22 protein-coding genes are annotated in these 22,370 nt (G+C 63.6%); 7 read left to right on the forward strand and 15 right to left on the reverse strand.

Annotated elements, in window-relative coordinates:
• Nucleotides 1–516: 516 nt before the first annotated feature.
• On the forward strand, nt 517–1,290 hold the full coding sequence (locus OXH56_08625; protein ID MCY3555372.1) for a phytanoyl-CoA dioxygenase family protein: 774 nt from the start codon (nt 517–519) through the stop codon (nt 1,288–1,290).
• Between the two features lie 60 nt (nt 1,291–1,350).
• On the opposite strand, the gene OXH56_08630 is transcribed toward OXH56_08625, so the two are convergent.
• Genes OXH56_08630 through OXH56_08640 form a run of 3 tightly spaced genes read right to left on the reverse strand, consistent with a single transcriptional unit; the run spans nt 1,351 to nt 4,611 of the window.
• Nucleotides 1,351–2,703: a MurT ligase domain-containing protein gene (locus OXH56_08630; GenBank protein ID MCY3555373.1), complete on the reverse strand. Its 1,353-nt coding sequence runs from the start codon at nt 2,701–2,703 to the stop codon at nt 1,351–1,353.
• Nucleotides 2,704–2,747: 44 nt separating this feature from the next.
• Nucleotides 2,748–3,155 carry a VOC family protein gene (locus OXH56_08635; GenBank protein ID MCY3555374.1) on the reverse strand — a complete coding sequence of 136 codons (408 nt, stop codon included), beginning with the start codon at nt 3,153–3,155 and terminating at the stop codon, nt 2,748–2,750.
• Between the two features lie 31 nt (nt 3,156–3,186).
• Complete coding sequence (locus OXH56_08640; protein MCY3555375.1) at nt 3,187–4,611, reverse strand: aminotransferase class V-fold PLP-dependent enzyme; 1,425 nt, start codon at nt 4,609–4,611, stop codon at nt 3,187–3,189.
• A gap of 368 nt (nt 4,612–4,979) precedes the next feature.
• Between OXH56_08640 and OXH56_08645 the strand changes: the two genes are divergently transcribed.
• From OXH56_08645 to OXH56_08660, 4 genes are all read left to right on the forward strand, one after another.
• A complete protein-coding gene (locus tag OXH56_08645) occupies nt 4,980–6,107 on the forward strand; it encodes a mandelate racemase/muconate lactonizing enzyme family protein (protein MCY3555376.1) in 1,128 nt (375 codons plus the stop codon).
• A 63-nt stretch (nt 6,108–6,170) separates the two neighbouring features.
• A complete protein-coding gene (locus OXH56_08650) occupies nt 6,171–6,959 on the forward strand; it encodes a DUF1189 family protein (GenBank protein ID MCY3555377.1) in 789 nt (262 codons plus the stop codon).
• 45 nt (nt 6,960–7,004) lie between these two features.
• Nucleotides 7,005–8,669, forward strand: a complete 1,665-nt coding sequence (locus tag OXH56_08655) for a ThuA domain-containing protein (protein MCY3555378.1) — start codon at nt 7,005–7,007, stop codon at nt 8,667–8,669.
• A gap of 45 nt (nt 8,670–8,714) precedes the next feature.
• Nucleotides 8,715–8,954 (forward strand): hypothetical protein, encoded by a 240-nt coding sequence (locus OXH56_08660; GenBank protein MCY3555379.1) that lies wholly within the window; start codon nt 8,715–8,717, stop codon nt 8,952–8,954.
• Between the two features lie 107 nt (nt 8,955–9,061).
• Here OXH56_08660 and OXH56_08665 read toward each other — a convergent pair whose 3' ends face one another.
• The 6 genes from OXH56_08665 to OXH56_08690 form a co-directional block, all read right to left on the reverse strand.
• Nucleotides 9,062–10,042, reverse strand: coding sequence for an aldo/keto reductase (locus tag OXH56_08665; protein ID MCY3555380.1), 981 nt, complete (start codon nt 10,040–10,042; stop codon nt 9,062–9,064).
• Between the two features lie 161 nt (nt 10,043–10,203).
• A complete protein-coding gene (locus OXH56_08670; GenBank protein ID MCY3555381.1) occupies nt 10,204–11,046 on the reverse strand; it encodes a sugar phosphate isomerase/epimerase in 843 nt (280 codons plus the stop codon).
• A 14-nt stretch (nt 11,047–11,060) separates the two neighbouring features.
• Nucleotides 11,061–11,969 carry a dihydrodipicolinate synthase family protein gene (locus tag OXH56_08675; GenBank protein ID MCY3555382.1) on the reverse strand — a complete coding sequence of 303 codons (909 nt, stop codon included), beginning with the start codon at nt 11,967–11,969 and terminating at the stop codon, nt 11,061–11,063.
• Nucleotides 11,970–13,070, reverse strand: coding sequence for a Gfo/Idh/MocA family oxidoreductase (locus OXH56_08680; GenBank protein MCY3555383.1), 1,101 nt, complete (start codon nt 13,068–13,070; stop codon nt 11,970–11,972).
• Between the two features lie 154 nt (nt 13,071–13,224).
• Entirely contained in the window at nt 13,225–13,554 is a 330-nt protein-coding gene (locus OXH56_08685; protein MCY3555384.1) for a cyclic-di-AMP receptor, read from the reverse strand.
• A 28-nt stretch (nt 13,555–13,582) separates the two neighbouring features.
• Nucleotides 13,583–14,929 (reverse strand): aspartate aminotransferase family protein, encoded by a 1,347-nt coding sequence (locus tag OXH56_08690; GenBank protein ID MCY3555385.1) that lies wholly within the window; start codon nt 14,927–14,929, stop codon nt 13,583–13,585.
• A gap of 131 nt (nt 14,930–15,060) precedes the next feature.
• Between OXH56_08690 and OXH56_08695 the strand changes: the two genes are divergently transcribed.
• Together OXH56_08695 and miaA are read left to right on the forward strand one after the other, a co-directional pair.
• Nucleotides 15,061–15,873, forward strand: coding sequence for a polysaccharide deacetylase family protein (locus OXH56_08695; GenBank protein MCY3555386.1), 813 nt, complete (start codon nt 15,061–15,063; stop codon nt 15,871–15,873).
• A complete protein-coding gene (gene miaA, locus OXH56_08700) occupies nt 15,870–16,835 on the forward strand; it encodes a tRNA (adenosine(37)-N6)-dimethylallyltransferase MiaA (protein MCY3555387.1) in 966 nt (321 codons plus the stop codon). The genes OXH56_08695 and miaA overlap by 4 nt, the downstream gene beginning before the upstream one ends.
• Here miaA and OXH56_08705 read toward each other — a convergent pair.
• The 6 genes from OXH56_08705 to thiO all read right to left on the reverse strand — a co-directional run.
• Entirely contained in the window at nt 16,827–18,587 is a 1,761-nt protein-coding gene (locus OXH56_08705; GenBank protein ID MCY3555388.1) for a DUF6055 domain-containing protein, read from the reverse strand. The two genes, miaA and OXH56_08705, sit on opposite strands and share 9 nt — an antisense overlap.
• Nucleotides 18,588–18,640: 53 nt before the next feature.
• Complete coding sequence (locus tag OXH56_08710) at nt 18,641–19,411, reverse strand: TlpA disulfide reductase family protein (protein MCY3555389.1); 771 nt, start codon at nt 19,409–19,411, stop codon at nt 18,641–18,643.
• Nucleotides 19,412–19,605: 194 nt separating this feature from the next.
• Nucleotides 19,606–20,229 (reverse strand): thiamine phosphate synthase, encoded by a 624-nt coding sequence (locus OXH56_08715; protein MCY3555390.1) that lies wholly within the window; start codon nt 20,227–20,229, stop codon nt 19,606–19,608.
• A gap of 8 nt (nt 20,230–20,237) precedes the next feature.
• Nucleotides 20,238–21,017 carry a thiazole synthase gene (locus OXH56_08720; protein MCY3555391.1) on the reverse strand — a complete coding sequence of 260 codons (780 nt, stop codon included), beginning with the start codon at nt 21,015–21,017 and terminating at the stop codon, nt 20,238–20,240.
• 49 nt (nt 21,018–21,066) lie between these two features.
• Nucleotides 21,067–21,267, reverse strand: a complete 201-nt coding sequence (gene thiS, locus OXH56_08725; protein MCY3555392.1) for a sulfur carrier protein ThiS — start codon at nt 21,265–21,267, stop codon at nt 21,067–21,069.
• Nucleotides 21,251–22,370, reverse strand: a 1,120-nt coding sequence (gene thiO, locus OXH56_08730; protein ID MCY3555393.1) for a glycine oxidase ThiO, incomplete at its 5' end; no start/stop codon positions are given. The genes thiS and thiO, both read right to left, overlap by 17 nt.

A 22,370-nucleotide genomic window follows, 5' to 3' on the forward strand; every position in this document is an offset into this window, starting at 1 on the left:
ATACTCCTGTCTGTACATCACGGACAAGCTGATCTGCCGACGTGCGTACGCGTTTCTGTCATGGTAGTGCACAGCATAGTGGGAACCAACAAAATACACAGTCCCCGGAGGGGTGTCAACCATTCTATTCTTTTGTGGACGGTGACGGCCGGTTCGGCTTTCGCGGGAGCAAGGTACAGCTTTTCAACCGGTGGTTTCAGGCTTGACGTCGCGCTGGCGAAGATGTAGATATATCTTGAGGGACAGGGAAACGGCTCGCGGTTGACATCGTGCTTCGAGTCGGCATTTGTTGACCGGTTTCCCGTTCTTCGCCTTTTTCTTTTTTTTTAACAGGCCCCCGGTTTCGGCCGGGGGTTTGTGCTTTGATCCCTTCAGATCGGCGGCGGAACCTGTATCACTGGCGGCGGAACCTGTATCCATGGTGCCCCGGGGAAGACCGGTTGACGCTGTCGTAATAACAAGATAATAATAGGAATACGGATACGAATTCGAAGGCGAACAGCAGGGAGTAGCGGGATGAACGGCGCCGATATCGTAAGCCGGTACGAAGAATACGGCTATGTCGTCCTGCCCGGGGTCATCGACGGCGGCCTGACCGCCGAGGCCCAGGGCCACGTCGAGTGGATGGGAACAAAGTACCCCGACGTCCGGCCGGAGCAGTACCATCACCACCTCATCGTGGACGATCCGTTCTGGATCCGCCTCTGCACCGACCCCCGGCTCATCGACGTCATCGAACCCTTCCTGGGTCCCGATATCGCGCTATTCGCGGCACATTACATCAGCAAGCCGCCCGGGGACGGGCAACCGGTGCTGTGGCACCAGGACGGGAACTACTGGCCGCTGGAGCCCATGGAAGTCATTACCATCTGGCTGGCCGTGGACGACTCGACCCCGGAGAACGGCTGCATGCGGGTCATCCCCGGCAGCCACCGGGACCAGAATCTGTACCGGCACCGTAGAACCGAAGGGGATAACGTATTGAGTTCGGAACTGGATGTGAAGGTGGATGAATCCGAGGCGGTCGATGTCGTCGTGCCGGCGGGCGGCGTATCCCTCCACGATCCCTACCTGATACACGGTTCGAAGGCCAACCGGTCCGACCGGCGCCGGTGTGGACTGACGCTCCGGTACATTCCCACGACCACGCGCATCAAGCGTGAGAACTTCCCTGCCTACCTGTGCCGGGGTAGGGCCGTGGACGGAATCAACCACTATCCCCCGCTTCCCCGGTTCAGGCCCGGCGATCACTACCCGTTCAAAGGGTGCGACCGGCCGCCCTGGAACTGACGACCGCGCTCGCGCTTGCGGCCGAACCCGCATTGAGGCCGCCCAGGAACTGACAGCCGCTCAGATGATCCCCATGTCCCGCAGTTCCCGTCTGACCGCGTACATGGCGCCTTCGGTCGCCAGGACCCACAGGCGGTCACCCGGTGCGAGCCGCCGCATGATGTCGTGAAATACGTCGCTGACGTCCGCGGCGGTTGCCATGTCCTCCGCGTCCATCTGCTCGTCCATCAGGGCCAGGTGCGCGCCGCCCGCTCCGGCCACGTGCACGGACCTCGTATGGTCCGCCATGCCCTCCAGGTCTTCGTCCACGATCCACGGCCCGTTGCGTCCGGTCCGTACGGCCTCGTCAAGCAGGAACAGGAAATGGCCCCGCCGCCGGTCCAGCCGGCAGGTCCTGAGCGCTTCGTGGAGCGAGGTCCTGTTCTTGATCGTCATCAGACGGGCTTCCCGGTCATGAATCACCACCCGCTCGTCCCGTCCTCCGGTGGACCTCACGGATTCGAGCCCCTTGCGTATCGTCACGGGACTCAGGCCGAGGGATAACGCGGCCGCCGCGGCCGCCGCGGCGTTGTACACGTTGTGTAGCCCCGGCAGGTGGAGGCGCACGTCCAGGGGCCCCCGCGGCGTGATGATACGGAAGTTCGATTCATCCGGTCCCAGATCCACATCGATCGCGTAGACGGTAGGCAGCGGCCTTTCCCAGCCGCAGCCTTCACAGGCGTAGTCGCCCAGGTGGGCCAGGCTGGTGATCCGGTAGGAAAGGGGGGCGCCGCACCGGGGGCATGGCAACTCGGGGGTGGCTCCATCCGCCAGGTGCAGGCGTTCATCCTCCACGCCGTAGTAGGTCAACCGAGGCGGCACGCCGCGCGTGAACCCGCCGCAGAGGACCGGATCGTCGGCATTGACGAGGATGTGCTGTCCGGCGGACATGGTGCCGAACCAGTCGCACCATTTCCCGATCAGGGCAGCGCGGTCAACACCCTGGGTCGATTCGTCGTCGTAAAGGTTGTTCAGTACGAGCGTACCGGGGCTGCACACCCTGATCGCCCGGTCAAGCATGTCGGTCTCGAATCCGAACACGCCGTAGTCCGCATGAATCCTGCCGCGGTGATCGGTCGCCCGGACCAGGGTGGAGACCACTTCGTCGAGGGATGGGGCGATGTCTTCGGGATAGAGCGTCCGGGCTTCGGCCTGGCGCAGGATCGCGGCCAGGATCCGGCAGGTCGTGTGCTTGCCGTTCGTTCCGGTAACCCCGGCCACGCCTTGACTGAACTGGCGCACCAGGGACCGGACCAGGCCCGGCCAGAGGGCGGCGGTGAGGGTGCCGGGCGGGACGCGACCGCGGGAGAAATCAAACAACTCGGCCGCCCTCGCGACGGACTTGTCAATGGAAAGGGCGGCCGTTCTGAGCATACGCATAGGAGGTTGATCGAAACCGGGGAATCAACCCTTGTTGGTCAAATCTTCACACCACGCCACTCGTCCCGATCACCGGAGATATCGACGATGTTGCCGTCCGGATCGATGGCCTTGAAAGCGATCTCCGGCGGGGTATCGGAGGAGATGGCGTCCCGGCCCTTCACGGTCTTCGGCGCTTCGGCACCCCAGTTCCGGACCCTGTGCCAGGCGGCGTGGAGGTCGTCCACCAGCACGCCGAAATGGATGTACTCCTCGCCTTCCTCGAGCACGGGACGCGACCGATCGTCATGAGGCAGCAGCGTGATATTGGCGGTGCCGTCGCTGAGATCGACGGCCTCGCCGTTGCCCCGCCGGCCGATAAAGGTAAAGCCGATCACATCCTCGTAGAAACGTTGCGAGACCGACACGTCTCGACACCGCAGTGCGAGGTGACGCAAATAGGCCATTATGCCTTCCTCCGGAACGGATCATTCAAGATTACAGGCGTTTTTCCTTCGCGATTTCCTCGATGGCGCCGATGAACTGGTCGGTCTGCGCGTCGGTCACCATGATATGCATCGACGTCCGGTTGGCGTCCCAGTTGATCTCCTCGTGCGTGACGCTCCGGATATAGATACGGTGGCGGTCCCACAGCATGTCGTTGAGATCACGCGTGCCCACGCCGCTGACCTTGAACGAGACGAGTGCCGCGCTCATGCGGGGATCGGGCGAACTGTATACGTCCACGCCGTCCATGTTGCGCAGGGCGTTGGCCACACGCGTGGCCTGGTAGCGGTTCCGGCTTTCGACGGCAGCCGGGCCGATCATGTTGTGGAAATCCAGCGCAGCGTCGATGGCGACCCGGGCGGGAGCGTTGGAGGAACCCCGCAATTCGAACTTGGAGGCGCCCGCCAGGTACTCTTCGTAGAACACCTTGGCGAATCCCGTGGGTTCCTGCCCGTACATGGTCAGGCCGTTCACCGGCCCGGCGTAAAGGGTCGGCCACACCTGGTCCAGGATATCCTCTTTCACGTAGAAGAAGCCCGTGTACATGGACGCCATCATCCACTTGTGGCACGGCCCCGCGTACATGTCACAGCCCAGGTCGTGCATGTTCAGGTCGAGCATGCCCGGAGGCTGCGCCCCGTCGACCAGGGTGATGATGCCCTTCGAACGGGCCATCTCGCAGATTTCCTTCACGGGGAGGACGAGCCCGTCGCCGTAGTTGATGTGGCAGAAGCTGAGCATCTTCGTGCGCGGCGTGATGGCGGCCTCGAAGGCCTTGAGCAGCGCGTCGGGACTGTCGGGCGGGTGGTATTCGGGGGAAGAGAGGTCGATCATGACGGTCTTCGTCCCCTGGCGGACGGCCCGGAGGTTGATGGGCTGCACGCCGCTGGAATGATCGTGATTTGTCGTCACGATCTCGTCGCCCGGCTCCATGTCGATGCCGAAGGTGCCGAAGACCATGCCTTCGGTCGTGTTGTTGGTGAAGGCGACCTCGTTCGACTTGCAGCCGAGGTACTTCGCCATCTTCTCCCGCATCTGTGCCCGGAAGTCGCTGTTGTAGACGTAGCTGGTGTAGCTCTTGTAATCCGAGTTCGCCCCTTCCAGCGCGGCGATCTGCGCCTGGTGCACCGGACCCGGGGACGGTCCGCGCGTCCCGGTGTTCATGAAGGAAACGCCGTCGCGGATGATGTACTGGTCGGCTACCCAGTTCCAATACGCCACGTCGTCGGGTTCCGGGAGATGGTCTTCGGGCATCGGCGGCTTCGCCCGGGCCTTTCCGGTCATGGACAGGAGGGCCGTCCCGGCGGCGAGCCCGCCCGCGATGCGGCCCATAAACCCCCTGCGGGACAATGCTTTCAGCTTTTCCGGATCTTCGTATTTCGGATCGAAGTTAAAACCGGACTCTTCCGTAATCATGGTGTATCTCCTGATGGATACCACCGGCACGCTCCGGCGTAATATACGGTGCAAGCCACCGCGCCGGACCGGGCCAGGGGTCTGAAAAACCAGCGAATTGTGTCTGTAATCTGTAAATGGAGTATACATGGGACGCAAGGCGGTCTTCAAGTAAAAACTACATTTTGCGGGATTGCGGACTGTGTGGCCGATTTCTGGTTGCGGGGTGGATGAAACACCGCTTACTTGGTAGGGGTCTATCAAAAAGCTGTTTACCGCTTCTGACCGTTACCCGATCCGGAGAGCAATCGCATCCCGTACCAGTGTGGCAGCCGATTGAAAGGCGCTGGCCGCCGGTCTCCGCCGTGGCGTCACGAAAGGCAACCCGCGTGAAAATCGAAGACATCGCCTCGTACTTCATCGGCGGCGGATACGTTATCCGCGTCCGGACCGACAGCGGGCTCACCGGGGTCGGACAGACGGCCTGCTGGGGATATCCCGAAGCCGTGCACCAGATCGTGGAGCGGTTCAAAGACTACCTGGTGGGGCAGGACCCGTTCCGCATCGAGCATCACTGGCAGTATCTCTACCGCATGTCGCCCTTCCGGGGAAGCGCCCTGTCCGGAGCTGTCAGCGCCGTCGATATCGCCCTTTGGGACATCAAGGGCAAGCATTTCGGGGTTCCGATCTGGGAACTGCTTGGGGGAAACTGCCGGGACCGGATCAGGCTGCACCTGCTGGGCGGCGGCGGCACCCCGGAAGCCATGCTCGAATCCGCCCGGAACGCGGCGTCGGAGGGTTTTACGGCGCTCAAGTTCGACCCCCTGCCGGGCGGCTACCAGGACATGGCCCTGGACCGGATGATCCGCACCGCCCGGGATCTCGTCGCGGCGGCCCGCGAAGGCGGCGGACCAGACATGGATCTCATCGTGGAGGTCCACCGCAAGCTGACGCCGCTGACCGCCATGCCCCTGGCCAATGCGCTGACCGAATTCAACCTCTATTTCATCGAGGATCCCATCCAGATCGACAGCATCATGGCCCAGGGCGAAATCGCCCGGCGGATCGGCATACCCGTCGGGAACGGGGAACGCCTGAACACCATCTGGGAATTCCAGGAGCTCCTGGCCCACGGAGGACCGCAGTACGTGCGGCCGGACGTGGCCCTCGCCGGCGGCCTGACCCACTGCAGGAAGATCGCGGCCATCGCCGAGGCCCACCATTGCGCCGTCGTGACGCACAATTTCCTGACGCCCCTCATCACCGCCGCTTCCGTACACCTGGATACCAGTATCCCCAATTTCGTGACCCAGGAGTACAGCATGGGCGACGAGTCGGAAGCCAGCAAACTGTACCGGACCAACATCCGCCGGGAAGGCGGCTACATCCCGATTCCCCGGGACCCGGGCCTGGGGGTCGAACTGGACGACGAACGGCTGGAAGGCGCGGTTTTCACCCCGATGAATACCGCGAATACGCTGCTCAGGTCGGACGGCTCGGTAGCCAATTCGGTCTAGCGCCGCGCCGCGTGGCGACCGGTCGCCGCGCCACGGAGGAAGGCCGGGAGGATGAAAGGGCAAATGCGTCGATTCAGTTTGCTGCACCCGCTCTGGATGGCCTTCTACGACGGGGCGATTTACGAGGATGCGGCCCGACACTGGCGAAACCGGACCTTTCTGTACCTCCTTTTGCTGCTGGCGTTGACCTGGATTCCTTTCACCCTCCAGATGCAGAACCAGGTGGATGAATGGGTCAGCCGGGAAGCGCCTTATTACATTGACCAGATGCCCGACCTCAGCCTGTCCGGTGGCGAACTGTCCTCGTCCTCCACCGAGCCGACGCTCCTGCGCGACCGGGACGGGACGGTGCTGGCCGTCATCGACCCCACCGGACGGTACGCCAGCCTGGACGACACCGAGGCGCCTGTGCTGGTAACGCGCACCCAGATCTTCATCCGGGGAGAGGGCGACCTTGTCGACGTTTCGTCTCTGCCGGACGGACCTCCGGAGACGCTGAGCCGGGAGGACCTGTACGTGATCGCCGACTGGACCCGGTCCCTGGTCAATACGCTGCTCTTTCCTGTCCTGCTCGTGCTGTCCTACGCGTACCGGACCGTGCAGACGCTGCTGTACGCCTACGTGGCTTCCTTTTTCACAACGTCTGCCGGCGCGGCGCTGCCGTACCGCACGCTCCTGAACCTGGCCATCATCGCCATTACGCCGGCCGTCGTGCTGGACACCGTGCACATGCTCATGGAATCTCCGCTGCCGGACTGGTTCTGGTGGCCGGCATGCGTTCTGCTTTCCCTGGGCTATCTGCGCTTCGGCATCCGGGTCACGCTGGACGCCGAACGTCAGGCGGCAGCCTGATTCCTGATGCGTTCGAGTCTTCCACCCGCCTGAGAAGGGACCGCCGTGAAACGCATACTGCTCTTGATCAACGCGCACAGTCCGCCGTTCAGCCAGTTCGCTTCCATGTTCGAAGGGCTGGTGAACGGCGCTTCGCAGTTCACCCTGGACGTAACCGACGACCGGAACGCGCTCTGCGACCCATCGGACTACGATGCCGTGGCGCTCTATATCGCGTCCGGAGCACTGACCCGGGACCAGGAAAAGGGGATCACCGGATACGTACGGAACGGCGGCGGACTGCTGGCCGTGCACACCGCGAACGCGGGGCTGGCGCAGTACGCCGATTACATCGAGATGATCGGCACCGAGTTCATCGGCCACGATCCCCTGGGCGACTTCGACGTGGAAGTCGATCCGGCCTTCGACGACATCCTGCCGCGCATGAGCCGGAGTTTCCGCGTCCAGGACGAATGCTACAACATGGACATCAAGACGGAGGCGCCGCTCAGGTGGTTCCAGCACGGCATATGGAAACTCGAACGCCAGCCGTTGGGCTACCTGCGGGATTACGGAAAGGGACGTGTGTTCTATACCGCCCTAGGCCACGACAACCGCACCTTCGTCCATCCCGACTTCCAGGACCAGTTGATCAAGGGGCTTCGTTACGTATGCGGGATGACCGACGGATCGCCCGTCCGGATCGGACTGGTGGGCTACGGACCCCTGTTCGGCATGGGGAGGCACCACAGCGAGCAGATCGCCGCGACGCGGGGGTTCGAACTGGGGGCGGTCTGCGACCGGGACCCCGCTCGGCTGGAAGCGGCGCGGGAGGAGCAGGGCGAGGAGGTGCCCATGTTCGAGGATGCCGGGGAAATGGCCGGAAGCGGGCTCATCGACCTGGCCATCGTTATCGTACCTCACGCCTACCACGCGCCCGTGGCGAAGCCGCTGCTTGAAGCGGGCCTGCACGTCATCACGGAGAAACCCTTCACGGTCAAGGTTTCCGAGGCGGACGAGCTGATCGGACTGGCCCGGGACCGGGGCGTCATGATCTCGGTGTACCACAACCGTCACTGGGACCCGGACATCCTTTCGATGAAGGAGATCGTCGGCCGCGGCGACATCGGCGAGGTTTATTCGATCGAAAGCGCCTTGGTGGGATACGGCCTGCCGGGCCAGGCGTGGCGGTCCCATAAGCCGGTTTCCGGCGGGGCGATGTACGATTGGGGCGCCCACAATTTCGAGAAGATACTGCAGCTGGTGCCGAGGTACGACGGACAGGGCAACCGGATCAACAAGCGCGCGACGCTCTACGGGAACTACATGAAGCGGGTCTGGCACAGCAGCACCAACGAGGACTACTGCCGGGCCTACGCACGTTTCGACGCGGGCGTCGAGGCGCAGTTCATGACCTCATCCATCCACGCGTCCCGCAGGCCCATGTGGACCGTCCAGGGTACCGCCGGATCGATCGTCATGGAAGGCGGGGACGGCGCGGGCACGGTCACCATGGCCTCGGCCGACGGCCGCCACCGCGTCGTCGAAGTCAAGCCGTACGACCGCGGCCATAACTGGCAAGGCTATTACAAGAACGTGGCCGATCACCTGCTCGCCGGCCTGCCCTTGGAGATAACCGGAGAATGGGCAAAGGGTCCGATCCAACTCATCGAGGGTTGTGAAACGGCCTCGAGAGAGAACCGGCTGGTGGAAGTGGAATTCGATTTCTGATTGGCCGCGGACCCGGACCGCGGACCCGGAAGAGAGACGTCGGATATGACGACCAAAGAGAAACTCGAAGCGGGCTTCACCATCCTCGCCATCCTCGCGCTCTGGCCGGTTATCCTGGGCTGGGACAATCCGGCCTACCAGGTCGTTTTGGGCGTGATCCTGGTAGTGTTCATCGCGCTCGTCGCGCAGAAGTTCCGTCGCATTCGAGCCATCTACAACGCCACCCGGGTGGAAGCGAAGAAGCGGAAGCCGACTGCCGGGAACCGGGACGAACCCTTCGGCTGATGTTCCGGCGCGTAATCTGCTGACGGGCCGCTGCGCTTCACAGGCAAGGCGTCTGTAACAGGCGGGATCCCGACGCAGGGCGGGCCGGGGTCATCCTTTTGTCGTACTCAGGCGTATTTGCCGGGGAGATCCGGCGCCGAGACCTCGTCCAGGCGGACGCGGTCCTCCGGCTCGAGCGTCCATCCCACGGCCCCGAGGGATTCCTCGACCTGCTCGGGAAAATCCGGGCCGATGATGGGCGCTGTTACTTCTTCGTGGTCCAGGATCCAGGCCAACGCCACCTGGGCCGGCGTCTTCCCGTACTTTTCCCCCACTTCGATCAGCGTCTGCACGATGCCGTCCAGCTTGTCGGTCATGGCCTCGTCGAAGGGATACTTCGAGCGGCTCAGGCCCGGGCGGGGGTTCTTTCCCCAGGGGCTGTTTTCCGATGGCACGGCCCCGCGGCGGAACTGGCCGGTCAGCAGGCCGATGGCGAGCGGGCTGTAGCACATGAGCCCGAGCCCGTGGTCTCCGGCCATGGGCATGAGCTCGAGCTCGGTCTCCCACCGGGCCAGCAGGCTGTAGTTGTACTGCAGGCAAACGAAGGGTTCCAGGTTGCGCCGGTCGCTGGTCCAGAGGGCATCCACCACCTTGTACACCGGCCAGTTGCTGCAGCCGATGTACCGTACCTTGCCCTGCCGGACGAGGTCGTCGAAGGTCGAAAGGGTCTCCTCGAGCGGCGTGACCGGGTCGAAGCTGTGGGCCAGGTAGAGGTCGATGTAGTCGGTCTGCAGCCGTTTCAGGCTTTTATCCACGCCCTGCATCAGGTTGAACCGCGACAAACCGGTGTAGTTGGGCCCCACGCCCGCCGTGCCGAAGATCTTGGTGCACAGCACGACCTGTTCGCGACGGCCCTTGAGCGCTTTTCCGATGATCTTCTCGGACCTTCCCTCCCCGTAAAACGCCGAGTCGATGAAGTTGCATCCCAGGTCGAGGGCCGTCTCGATCACCCGGATGCCGGCGTGCTCGTCGATCTCGCCCCGGAAGGCCGTGCCGAGGCAGATCGGCGAGACCTGCAGGCCCGTCTTGCCCAGATAGCGGTATTCCATGGTCTTCCTCACGGTGGAAGGTTCAGATGCCAACGCGGGGCGGTATCTCCAGAGCCCCGGACTTATCCCTGCATTCGATCAATACGGTGCCGTTCACGGCCGGGGCACGCACGCTGCCGAATCGCACTCACGGCCGGGTCGCGCACGCTGCCGAATCGCACTCACGGCCGGGGCACGCCAGCTTCGGCGAAGGCTTTCTCCAGGGTCCGGTAACACAGGGCGGCCGCTTCGAAGGGATCGTATCCCGGTTTCCTCTGCACCATGTTGCTGACCTCCGCGGTGATGGATCCCTGATAGCCGGCGGCGTGCATGGCCCGCAGGTAGGCCGTGAAATCGAAATCGCCCTCTCCCGGCACAAGAAACTCGAAATCGGGCACGCGGCCGCGCTGGTCCTTGACGTGGGTGTGCACCGCGTGGGGCGCCATGAGCCGGACCGCCTCCTCGATGGGCATGCCCAGGACGTCGAAGTGGCTGATGTCGAAGTTGAGACCGAGGTAGGGCGAGTCCATGGTCTCTACGAGTCGGACCGATTTCTCCGCGGTGTCCAGGGCGCATCCCACGTGGGCTTCCATGCCGATCACCACGCCCTTGTCCGCGGCGTAATCCACCAGATTCCGGACACGATCCAGGATGAAGTCCAGCCTGGTTTCCCAGTCTTCCGGGGCGCCGCCCAGCACCGTGTCCAGGACCGGCGCACCGCGGCCATCGCTCCATTCCGCGCACAGGTCGACGGCCCGCTTCAGCAGGCGCATGTTCTCGCGATGTGCATCGGGGTCCTCTTCGAGGAGCGAGCGATGGGCGGCGACGGCGGGCATGGCCAGGCCGTATTCGGCACAGAGCGCCTTGATGCGCTGCCGCTCACCGGCGTCGAGTCCGTCCACGGCCGTCGTATAGTTCGGCAGGACCGTCAGTTCCACCGCGTCGAAACCCACGTCGTGCAGGAACGAGAGGGCCTGGTCCACGGGGACTTTGGGCATGCCCCAGGTCGTATAGCCTATTTGCATGTGGGTGATTCTGTCTATAGCATGCCGCCGTCCGTCAGAAAACCCTTGAGTTGCTCCATCTCCGCGTCCGAGAGATCGGGCAGGGGACTCCTGCGCCAGCGGCCGCAGATTCCGGCCAGTTCCAGGACGGCGTGCTGCGCCGCGTCGCCGCCCGCCGGAAAGGTGTTGTACAGATAGTCGAAAAAAGGCATGTCGTAGCGCGTGATTACGTCCGCGGCCGCATCGAGGTCTCCGCGCTCGATGGCGGCCCAGTAGGCGTGGGCCACGTCCGGCTTGAACTTGATGAAGGTCGACATGTACCCGTCGCAGCCGTAAGGCAGCATGTCCATGTGGGTCTGCTTCTGGCCGCCGGCGAAGATCACCCACCTGTCGTGCGCCCTGGCGCAGGCGCCCCTGGCGAAATCGGGACCGAAGTCTTCCTTGAATCCCACGACGCCCGGCACTTCGTCCAGAAGGCGTTCGACCGTTTCCAGCGCGCCCCGGACCCCTACGCTCACCAGCCCGGCGCTCAGGATGAAGGCCGGCAGGGCCCTAGATACCGCATCGTAGTACGTCACGAGCCCGTCCACCGTCATCCCGCGGTCGGGAGGCGCCACGATCACCGCGTCCGCGCCACAGTCCCGGGCGTACTCCGCGAAGGCGGCGGTCTGCGGTGTGGACCAGAACCCCGCACTCGCGATGAACAGCGCCCGCCTGTTCACCACACCGGCGGTAAAGGCCGTCAACTCGGCGATTTCCGCTTCAGTGAGCACCGAGTAGAGACTGTCCCCGGGCGTGAACAGGACGGTTCCAGCCCCGGCTTCGATGCAGAAATCCACGAATCGGCGCAACCCGTCGTAATCGATGCCGTCATCTTCGAGAAAGGGGGTGTTGATCGAGGCGACGGGTCCGGCCAGGTGGTGCCGGAAGCGGTCCATGTCCATCTAGGCCCGCCCTTCTTCCGTCCAGGTGTCGAAGGGGTTGCCCGTTTCGGCAAAGGGGAAGGCCACCCGCGCGCCCGTGATGTGGGAACGGTGCGCTGCTATGGCCATTTCTATATGGCGGCGGGCTGTGCGCGCGTGACAGAGCTCGTATTCGGGTTTCCTGCCCTCGATGAGGTCCATCATGGACCGGGCCATGCGGTGGTGGGCGTTGATCCATTTCTGTCCGCCCGATACCCGCTCGTGGGCGAGCACTTCCCAGCGGTCGTCGTCGAAGGGCTGCGGGTTGGAGTGGGGATGGAAATAGATGTCCGGCCCGTCCTGCGTGGGGCCGGGCAGGACGAGCGTGCCCTTTGTCCCGTGAATGTCGATGCGATAGGGGTTCTCAATGCCGTCGCCCGCGAAGGATTCGAATTCCGCGTTGAAACCGTCGAACTGGTAATGGGCCCACATGCCGTTTCCCGCGGAGGTGCCCATGCCGAACAGCCCTTCCTTCCGGTCCGACGGGCCGGCAGGACGGCCGTCCTGGGTGATGATCGCCTGGCACCACGACGGTTCGCCGAAGAGCTGCCACAGGAAATCGAAGAAATGGGGGTAGAGATCGATGAACCATTGGTCTCCCCCGTTTTCGCCGCCGAAACCGTACATGCGGGCCCAGCGCGGTTCCCCGATCCCGCCCTCCCGGATCATGGGGATGGCCTGGCGCTGGATTTCCGGCCGTCCCCGCCAGGGGTGGCCCATGATCAGCAGGACGCCGGCCCGGTCGCAGGCCTCCACCATGGCGTCCACCTCGGCCGGGGTGCGCGCCAGGGGCTTCTCCGCGTACACGTGGACCCCCTGCTCGGTGGCGGCCAGCACCATGGCGAGATGGTTGCTCATCTCGTGGGTGGCCAGGACGACGATGTCCAACTGCTCCTGCGCCAGCATATCCGTATACCTGGCGTATCCCTTCGCCGCGCCCGTGCGTTGCAACGCCTCCTGCCTGCCTGCCTCGACCGGATCGGCCAGGGCGGCGATCTCGGCGCCCTCTACGCCCACGAATGCCTGGTCCAGGGAATGTCCGTAGTCTCCGCAACCGGTGTGCCCGATGATGCCGATTTTCAAAGCCGTGCTCCTGTTCCGTCAACCCGGACAGTCCAGATAGCCCGGACAGCCCGGACAGCCCGGACAGCCCGGATAGCCCGGACAGTCCAGATAGCCCGGACAGCTCGGATAGCCCGGATAGCCCGGATAACCGGGAAATGGGAAGTATTCGCGATCAGACGACCACCATGCGTTCGGCCTGGATGATAAATACCTGCGCGCCGCCCACCATGGTCGTTACCGCCTCGCCCAGTCCGAGGGCGTCGAGATGGGTGCCGATCTGCGCGACGTCGATGGCTTCCTCCCGCGCGTGGCAGTGGTTCTGGATGAGTTCGAGTACGGGGGGCACGCGCTCGTCGTCCACCCCGATCAACAGGGTGACGTTGCCGGCGCGCAGGAATCCGCCCGTGCTGCCGATTTCGGTGAACCGGAAATCGTTGTCGATCAGTGCATCGGTAAGATGCCGGATGTCCCTTTTGTTGACGATCGCGATGAGGAGTTTCATGGCGCGCCTCCTGGTCCCTGTGTCCGCTTCAGGCCGTAACCGATTCAATGGCCTCTCCGGTTACGTTAACCATCCGGTCCAGCTCTTCGGCAGTTACGACGAAAGGGGGAGCGAAGTTGACACTGTCTCCCCGGCAACGGGTGTAGACACCGTTTTCGAGCATCTTCTTCACGATGCGTCCGCCAATCTTCAACGCGGGATCGTAGGGTTTGCGGGATGCGGGGTCTTCCACCACCTCCACGGCAGCCATCAGCCCGATGCCGCGGATGTCGCCCACGTGCGGCAGCGTCCGCAGCGACCGCAGGCCCTCCATCAGCTTTTCGCCCATGATCCTGCAACGCTCGAAAAGGCCTTCGTGCTCCAGGAGATCGAGATTCGCCAGCCCGACGGCGCAGCAGGTCGGGTGCCCGGAGTAGGTGAAGGAGTGGTTCCACTTCCGGTCCGCGGGGGCGTTATGGATGCAGTCGTGTATCTCGTCCGAGATGATAATGCCTCCAAGCGGCAGATATCCACTGGTGATGCCCTTCGCGAAGGTGACGATGTCCGGTTCGACGTTCCAGTAAGACACGCCGAACCAGTGGCCGATGCGGCCGAACCCGGTGATCACTTCGTCGGCGATCAGGAGCACGTCGTACTTCGTGCAGATCTCCCGAATCCTCGGCCAGTAGTCCTCCGGCGGCACGATGACCCCTGCCGCGCCCTGGACCGGTTCTCCAATGAAGGCGGCTATGTTCTCGGGACCCTCCCGCAGGATCGCGTCCTCGAGCGCCCGGGCGCTCGCCTCGCCGCATCCCGTCCCGGGATCCTCCGACCTGTAGTGATAGGGATAGGGCGCGTCGATATGGACGTATCCGGGCAGGCTGGATCCGAAGTCCTCCCAGTAGGCCTCCAGGCCGGTGGCGTTCATGGCGCCGATGGTCACTCCGTGATAGGCATGTCTGCGAGATATGATCCTGGTCTTGTCCGGCCGCCCGGCCCGTTGCCAGAAATACCGCGCCGTCTTGATCGCGCTGTCGTTGGAAACGGCGCCGCCGGACGTGAAAAAGGTATGGTTCAGCGCACCCGGCGCCAACTCCTTCAGGCGGCTGGCCAGTCGTATGGCCGGGATATTCGTCGCCCCCGCATAGCAGGAGAAGAACCCCAGTTCCTCGATCTGGTCCGCGGCGGCCGCCGCCAGCTCGCGCCGTCCGTGGCCGGCGTTGACGTTCCACAGGCTCGAGAGCCCGTCGATGTATCGGTTGCCCTCGATGTCGAAGAGCGTGGAGCCCTCGGCACGCACGCAGATCAGGGGCTCGTCATGATCGTCGCGGTGCTGCAGCGGATGGATCAGGTATGCGTCGTCCCTCAGCAGTTGTTCACGGTCGCCGTAGGTCATCGCGTGGTACTTTCTCTGGTATGTGCGACGGGAAGTCGGTGAATGGGAAATTGACAGGGTGCCGGGCACCGGTTATGGTATATTATACGGGGCGCAAGCCATACAATCAAGGTGAATGAAAGGCGGATTTCATGACCGGCAGGCACCCCCATCCCTGGCGGGAAGGATGCGAAGGCGCCGTCTCCCTGACCTTCGACGACGGTATGCCGTCCCAACTCGACCGGGCCGTCCCGATCCTGGCCGAAAACGGTCTTCACGGCACATTCTACGTCAACCCCAAGGGTCCGGACTGGCGCAGCCTCCTCGCACCGTGGAAGGCCGTGGCGGGCGCCGGACACGAGGTGGGCAACCATACGGTCAACCATCCCTGTTCCTGCGCGTTCAAGGAGACGCGGACCGACTGCCTGGAGATGATGACTCTCGACGACATGGAGTGGGAGATCGGCGAGGGCAGACGGCGCATCGCCGAAGCCATCCCGGGGCAGGTGGATTTCACCTTCTGCTATCCCTGCTACCATGCCCACGTGGGCGAGGGACCGGGACGCCGGAGTTACGTTCCGGTCGTAGCCCGCCACCATGTCGCCGGCCGGGGCAAGGGGGATTTCGCCAATCACCCCCTGACCGCCGACCTGCACTACCTCTACTCATTCCCCGTGGAGCGCCAGGCCCAGTCCGGGATGATCGGTCTGGTGGAGGAGGCCATAAACCGGGGACAGTGGGCCGTGTTGACCTTTCACGGAATCTCGGAAGGGCATCTGTCCGTGACCGAGGCCGATTTCAGCGGGCTGTGCGGCTATCTCCGGGCACACCGCGCCCGCATCTGGACCGCCCCGGTCGTCACCGTCGCCCGGGCGGTTCGCGACTGGCGGTCCGCCGCGGAAGGCGGCGAAGGTCCCGCGGCCGGTGCCGAAGCTCCCGCGGAAGGCACTGGGAACGAATCGTGACCTCCCGACCGATGAAATCAGGTGTTCCCGCCGCCCGCCCCATACCGGTTCTCGTGGGTCCCACCGGCGTGGGAAAGACTGCCGTAGGTATTGAGCTGGCCCGGCGCTTCGGCGCGGAGATCATCTCGGCGGATTCCCGCCAGATCTACCGGTACATGGATATCGGCACGGCCAAACCCACCGCGGATGAACGGACCGCGGCCCCCCATCACCTCATCGACGTCGTCGATCCGGACGTGCGGTTCAGCGCCGGCGAATACGGCCGCCTGGCCCGGGAAGCGATCCATGAGCTTGCGGCCAGGGATGTGCCGGCTCTCGTAGTCGGCGGCGCGGGGCTCTACATCAAGGCGCTTGACGGCGGACTGTTCGACGCGCCGGAGATCCCGCCGGCGGTCAGGCAACGGCTGGCGAACGAATACCGATCAGCGTCCACCGCCGCGCTCCATGGACGGTTGAGTGCAATCGATCCGCCTTCGGCCGCGCGTATCCACGCGAACGACCGGCAGCGTATCGAAAGGGCGCTGGAGGTCCACGACGCGACAGGCGCGACCCTGACTTCCTGGTTCGAAAGCCCTGAACCATCCCGATCCCAAGGGACGCGTCTGATAGGGATGCGTCGCGACCGCGCCGCACTCTATGGGCGTATCGACGCCAGGGTCGAGATAATGATCGAATCCGGCCTCGAATCGGAGGTCCGCGCCTTGTCGGACCGGGGGTATGGTCCCGAAGCCCACGCCATGTCGACGTTCGGTTATGCGGAAATGTTGCGGTATACCGGGGGCGAACTGGAATTGGAAGATGCGGTTTCGGCCATTCAGCAGCGGTCCAGGCAGTATGCAAAGCGCCAGTTGACCTGGTTCAGGCAAACCGGGGACGTCGAATGGGTCACCGTGGAGGAAGGGGAAGATCCGGCCGACACCTGCGAGGAGATCATCCGGTCCTTCCCGGATCTTCTATTTTAGAAACAGCAGCTTGCGCGTTACTTCGGAACGTTCTGCCGCCCCCCCGGTCGTCATCCGGCACAGATAGACCCCGCTGGCCACCCCTCTTCCCCCATCGTCTTTGCCGTCCCACGTGGTGGTGAACGTGCCTTCAGCATGGATGCCGTCCACCAGCGTGCGGACCTTCCGACCCATGACATTGTACAGCGTGAGTTGAACCTCCCCCGGCAGGCCGACTTCGTACCTTACGGTGGCGGGACCGCTGCTCAGGTAGAAGGGATTCGGATACGTGGTGAGGGACGCGGCGATCGGCCGCCCAGTCTCGTCATCGCCCGTAAGACCGGGATCATAGGCTGCCGTGTAAGCGTATTCGAAGCCGTCTCCGGTGCGATCGAGAGAAGCCACCACGAGCATGACGGTCTCGTACCGCGTCCAGTCGGGAACCTCGATGGTTACGCCTCCCCGGGTTGCCGGGACCGTCATCACCGTGTCGACGTTGCCGCTGGCCGCCACGGAAACGCCCCACTCCCCGGTTATGCCCGTGAAATCGATGCGCAGCCCACCGTGAAGCGAGGGATCCGGGACAAAACGTATGTAGTTCGCGGCGAGGTGGTCCGGATACTGGAGGGCGGGAATCAGGGGACCGTCAAACCGGTACGTGTCCGATGGGTCCTGGCGATCGTGTTCGTGCAGACCATGCTGGCCACTCAGCTCGACCTGGGGCCAGGCGGCGCCTTCTTCATGGAACCGGTCCGCGTTGGCACGGTCCCCGGTGAAGACGTTCCACGTGGTGAATTCCTGGAAGGCGGATTTCAGATCGCTGCCGACACTGCGCAGTCCCCCGTCGATGGCGTCCAGCGCCCGGCTCGTTCCGGCCCGTTCCCAGATGTTGCGAATCAGGTCCCTGCCATGCCGCTTTTCAAGGTACAGCGGCCAGAGCACGCCCGCGTATTCATGCTCACCGTTCGCGGTATCGAGCGAAATCCATGGTTCCGTCAGGAAGCCGCTGAACGTAGGCAGGTAGGTCAGGTAATCGTCGACCTCGTCATAGACCTGCTCCTCCATCCACACGGCACTCTGTTCCAGCCAGAAAGCCTCTTCCCCCGCGTCGTAGCCGAACTGCACGGCGTGGAAGTACTCGTGGGCGACGGTGATCCGCAGCAGGTCCAGGGCCTTCTCCACCGTCCTCCGGGACTCGGCGTAATCGTTGTCCACGACGATGTACGAAGGAAGGGCCGCGCCGGTCGCGACCGCTTCCGGGCGGGTGTAGCCGCTGAACTGACTCGGGAGATCGGTAATATATACGTCGTATAGCCCGTCCCCGCCATCGTCCGCATCCATCGCCACGTACCGATCGTGATGATCGTAGTCCACGGGCGGCGGACGGTAACCCAGTTCTTCCACGATAACGCGGCGGGATTCATCCAGGAATACCGCGCAGTGCCGGACATATGCGGGAACGGTGCCGTCCGTTTCGTCTTCCAGTTCCGGCCAGCCCGCACCGGGCCGGTCTTCCGTCGTGGTGACGTACCAGATCTTGAAGTGGCCACCGGGACTGACGTAGGATTCGGGCTCGGCGGTATAGGTATGACCGAGGTTGTTCGTGCGGTCCCCTTCGCCGGGTACGGTGGGCCGGCCCGGGCCGACCTGTTCGGGCCGGTGGGTCCTGGCGGCGAGTCCGCCCTCCGGAGGCTGGACGAAGGGATGGAGGTGCAGCGTGCCGCAAAGCGGCCTGGAAGGTTCCTGGGCTGATACGCCGGTGTGGGTGATCACGCCGGTGAGACAGGCCAGGATAAGACACTTGAAGAAAGCTATCGGCCTGGTGATCAGCTTCCTGTTGCCTCCTCGCGCAGGTGTTTAGGTGGTATGGGGAAGCGCTCCGCGTAGTGGGACAGGTCCTTGCCCGCGATCAGGTCTTCCAGGATATCGTCGTGCTTGTCCCAGTGCTGATCGTTGGGATGGACGTCCAGCTTGATGCGTCCCTCGCTGTCGATCAGGTAGGTGACGGGAATGCCGTAACGCTGGTTGGTCTTGGCACGGAACTGGCGTTCCCAGTAGCCGCGGAAATCGAAAAGGGAGGTCTGGCTGTTCATATAGTACGCGATGACGTCCTCGTTCCGCGCCGCGATCCCGGCCATTTTATCCGGATCGTTCTTCTCCGATTCGTCGGAAGGACGAACCAGCCTGGACGCCTGAAGTCCTTGCTTGAAGGTTTCCAGCCCGGGGCCGAATCCTTCCTCGAATTCCGCGGGATCGAGCGGTTGCTCATCCTTGTAGAATTTGTTCACGCCGACGAAGAGAAAGTCTATCCGTCCCTCGTACTTTTTCGCGATGTTCATCAGGGGTTCCGCATCCCTGATGCAGGGCGGGCACCACCAGGCCCAGAAGTTCACGAACAGGGGCCGGCCCCTGAAGTCCTCCAGGGTTACCTTCGTGCCATCCATGGTATACACTTCGAAGTTCGGCGCCGTATGGCCGATCTCGGTGCCGATCGTCCCGGTGCTGACGACCGTGGCTTCCTCCTCGACGGACGTACCACTGCATGCGATTCCGATCATACCTGCAAGCAGGCCCGACATCAGGAGCGTTCGATTCATTTCTTTCCATATGCGCCGCATACATCGCCTCACTTTGGGATAAAGTAAGCGGAAGCCAGTCTAGATTGCTGAAATGTCGATGGTTCCCCATTAACTTCGGTATGTTTACCGGAATTGTCAACAACTATTTTAGATGCCGCGAACGATGCCGAGAACGGTGTCGCGAACGGTGCCGAGACCAGTGTCGCGAATGGTCACAGGCCGCCGAGGGCCTTTTCGAACCTTCTGACGGCCGCGGGTATGTCGGGTTGCGACAGCACCGCCGAGATCGCGGCGACGCCGTAGGCGCCCGCTTCCAGGCACGCCCGAGTGCGGCCGGGGGTCACGCCGCCCAGGGCAAAAACCGGTATCGTCACCGAGCCGGCCGCTTCCGCGAGCGCTCTCAGCCCCTGCGGCGGACCATATCCTGCCTTCGACGGCGTATCATATACCGGTCCGAACGTGACGAAGTCGGCCCCTTCCGCTTCGGCGGCACGCGCGCTTTCCGTGCCGTGGGTCGATCTGCCGATCAGAATGCCGGCGGGGAGTGCTTCGCGGGCCTCGCGGACCGGTACGCCGGATTCCGGCAGGTGAACGCCCTGTGCTCCGCAGGCTTCGGCGACTTCCAGGTTGCCATTGACCATCAGCACGGGATGAAGCGATCCGAGTTCCGCCTGCACCTCCCTGGTCAACGCCAGCAGGTCCCGGGTATTCAGGTCTTTCTCCCTGATCTGGGCCGCGCGGACGCCCGCGCGGCAGGCCTGTCCCAACGCCGAGGCGAGCGATCGTCCGGCGCAGCGGGTACGATCACCGATCAGATAGAACCTGAAGTCAACCATGGAGGCTATCAGGAGGACGAATGGATCACACCGCTCAGCGGACTGGAAGCGGACGCGTAGGCCTTCATGGGAATCCGTCCCGCTTCAAAGGCGAGTCGCCCGGCCTCGACCGCCTTGCGCATGGCGACGGCCATCTTAACCGGGTCCTGCGCTCCGGCCACGCCGGTATTCATCAGTATGCCGTCGCAGCCGAGTTCCATGGCGACGGACGCGTCTGAGGCCGTACCGACCCCTGCGTCGACGATGACCGGCACCTGGCTGTTCTCGACGATGATGGCGATGTTGTGCGGGTTGCGGATACCCAGGCCGGAACCGATGGGCGCGGCGAGGGGCATGACCGCGACGCATCCCGCCTCTTCGAGTTTCTTGCAGACGATGGGATCGTCGATGGTATAGGGCATGACGTTGAATCCCCGGTCGACCAGGGTGCGCGCGGCTTCCAACGTGGCTTCGTTATCGGGGAACAGGGTCTTTTCGTCCCCGATGACTTCAAGCTTTACCGTGTCGGTCCCCAGCGCCTCCCGCGCCAGTTCGCAGGTCAGCACGGCGTCGCTCGCCGTATAGCAGCCGGCCGTGTTGGGCAGCAGTTCGTAACGATCGCGGTCGATGTAGTCGAGCAGCGACTGCCCGGAGGGATCGTTGAGATCGATCCGGCGGATGGCCACCGTAACCATGCCCGTATCGCTCGCCTCGAAAGATTCCCGCATCAGTTCGAAATTCGCGTATTTCCCCGTACCGAGAATCAGTCGGGAATTTAACGTCAAACCGCCGATTTTCAGGGCGCTCATGTAGGTCTGCTCCTTTGCCTGTACGGTCCACGACCGCTGTGTATAATCGTCACCCGCCCGCAACCGCCCTGATCACCTCGACCACGTCATCGGCTGCGAGCATGGCCGTGCCGTGTTCCTTCCTCGGGACGACCGCTCCGTTGAGCGCCACGGCGGTCCCTTCGGAAGGCACGCCGAGTTCCTTCAGCAGGTCGGCGATGCTCGTTGCTCCGGGCAGTTTCCTGGTCGCCCCGTTAACGGTCACATTCATCGTTCGTCTCTCCGGTTCGAGCGGGGTAAAACCGGTCGGGCAGAAAGGGCCGCATGATGGAAGGAATCCTGTCGTGCAGAATGGCCTCGGCGAGCAGGTCTCCGGTCAGTGGCGCCAGCAGTATGCCGTTCCGTCCATGCCCCGAGGCCGCGTACAGGCCCGATGTTCCCGTGGCCCCGAGCACGGGCCATCCGTCCCGCGCCACCGGTCGCAGCCCCGACCAGGTGGAATCCAGGGTCCAGGACTTCAGGCCGGGTGCGAGTTCAAGGGCGTCCCGGAACAGCTGCATGACGCCGCCCAGCGTGACCTCGTCCCGAAACCCGGCTTCTTCCACGGTAGCGCCGATGATCAACCGCCCATCCGAACGGGGAACCAGGTATGCGCCGCTGGTATAGATCGCATGATGGAAAGGCGGCGCGGCGCCTGCCCGCAGCGCGAGGATCTGCCCGCGCACCGGCCGGACGGGGATTCTCCAGGCGGGCGCTATGCCGTCCAGGTAACGCGCCTGGCAACCCATGGCGTTCACCACTGTCTGAGTTTTCCAAATCCCTTCGGTCGTATCCACTCCGGCTACACGGTCGCCGTCCAGCAGGATCTTACGCGCGGTAACGCCTTCACGAATTACGCCGCCACCCTTCAGGACCGATTGCGCGAGCGCCGTAACGACGTCGCGGTTTTCGACCTGGTGGTCGTCCGGGTAGCGCAGCGCCATGCGGATTCCACTCGTCAGATTCGGCTCGAGACGCCGCGCCTCGCGTACGGTGAGCCGCTCTACGGGCACGCCGTCCCGGCAATGCCGTTCATACCGCGTTTCCAGCCGTGCCTGACCCCGGTCACTCAATGCCGGATAGATCATCCCCGCCGTATTGTAGTCGATCGGGCATCCGGTTTCTACTCGGAGTGTTTCGATGAAACCGGCGTAGCGTTCCAGCCCGGCCCTGCACAGGTCGAAATAGGGATCGGGTTCATCGAATTCGCAGTGGGGCGCCAGCATGCCCGCGGCCGCCCAGGACGCCCCGCGGCCGGTCCGGTGCTTTTCCAATACCGTGACCGTGCAGCCGGAGAGACACAGCCGTCTCGCAACGGCCAGACCGATGATCCCG

It is taken from the genome of Gemmatimonadota bacterium, from assembly GCA_026702745.1.
In the GTDB taxonomy this organism is placed as follows: Bacteria; JAAXHH01; JAAXHH01; order JAAXHH01; family JAAXHH01; genus JAAXHH01.

Bases quoted from the DNA above. Each gene is read 5' to 3' on its own strand.
- OXH56_08650 (MCY3555377.1), top strand. From the start codon at position 6,171: ATGCGTCGATTCAGTTTGCTGCACCCGCTCTGGATGGCCTTCTACGAC.
- OXH56_08670 (MCY3555381.1), bottom strand. From the start codon at position 11,046: ATGCAAATAGGCTATACGACCTGGGGCATGCCCAAAGTCCCCGTGGAC.
- OXH56_08675 (MCY3555382.1), bottom strand. From the start codon at position 11,969: ATGGACATGGACCGCTTCCGGCACCACCTGGCCGGACCCGTCGCCTCG.
- OXH56_08710 (MCY3555389.1), bottom strand. From the start codon at position 19,411: ATGAATCGAACGCTCCTGATGTCGGGCCTGCTTGCAGGTATGATCGGA.
- OXH56_08625 (MCY3555372.1), top strand. From the start codon at position 517: ATGAACGGCGCCGATATCGTAAGCCGGTACGAAGAATACGGCTATGTC.
- OXH56_08715 (MCY3555390.1), bottom strand. From the start codon at position 20,229: ATGGTTGACTTCAGGTTCTATCTGATCGGTGATCGTACCCGCTGCGCC.
- thiS (MCY3555392.1), bottom strand. From the start codon at position 21,267: ATGAATGTGACCGTTAACGGGGCGACCAGGAAACTGCCCGGAGCAACG.
- OXH56_08630 (MCY3555373.1), bottom strand. From the start codon at position 2,703: ATGCTCAGAACGGCCGCCCTTTCCATTGACAAGTCCGTCGCGAGGGCG.
- OXH56_08665 (MCY3555380.1), bottom strand. From the start codon at position 10,042: ATGGAATACCGCTATCTGGGCAAGACGGGCCTGCAGGTCTCGCCGATC.
- OXH56_08660 (MCY3555379.1), top strand. From the start codon at position 8,715: ATGACGACCAAAGAGAAACTCGAAGCGGGCTTCACCATCCTCGCCATC.
- OXH56_08640 (MCY3555375.1), bottom strand. From the start codon at position 4,611: ATGATTACGGAAGAGTCCGGTTTTAACTTCGATCCGAAATACGAAGAT.
- OXH56_08635 (MCY3555374.1), bottom strand. From the start codon at position 3,155: ATGGCCTATTTGCGTCACCTCGCACTGCGGTGTCGAGACGTGTCGGTC.
- OXH56_08685 (MCY3555384.1), bottom strand. From the start codon at position 13,554: ATGAAACTCCTCATCGCGATCGTCAACAAAAGGGACATCCGGCATCTT.
- OXH56_08720 (MCY3555391.1), bottom strand. From the start codon at position 21,017: ATGAGCGCCCTGAAAATCGGCGGTTTGACGTTAAATTCCCGACTGATT.
- OXH56_08690 (MCY3555385.1), bottom strand. From the start codon at position 14,929: ATGACCTACGGCGACCGTGAACAACTGCTGAGGGACGACGCATACCTG.
- OXH56_08695 (MCY3555386.1), top strand. From the start codon at position 15,061: ATGACCGGCAGGCACCCCCATCCCTGGCGGGAAGGATGCGAAGGCGCC.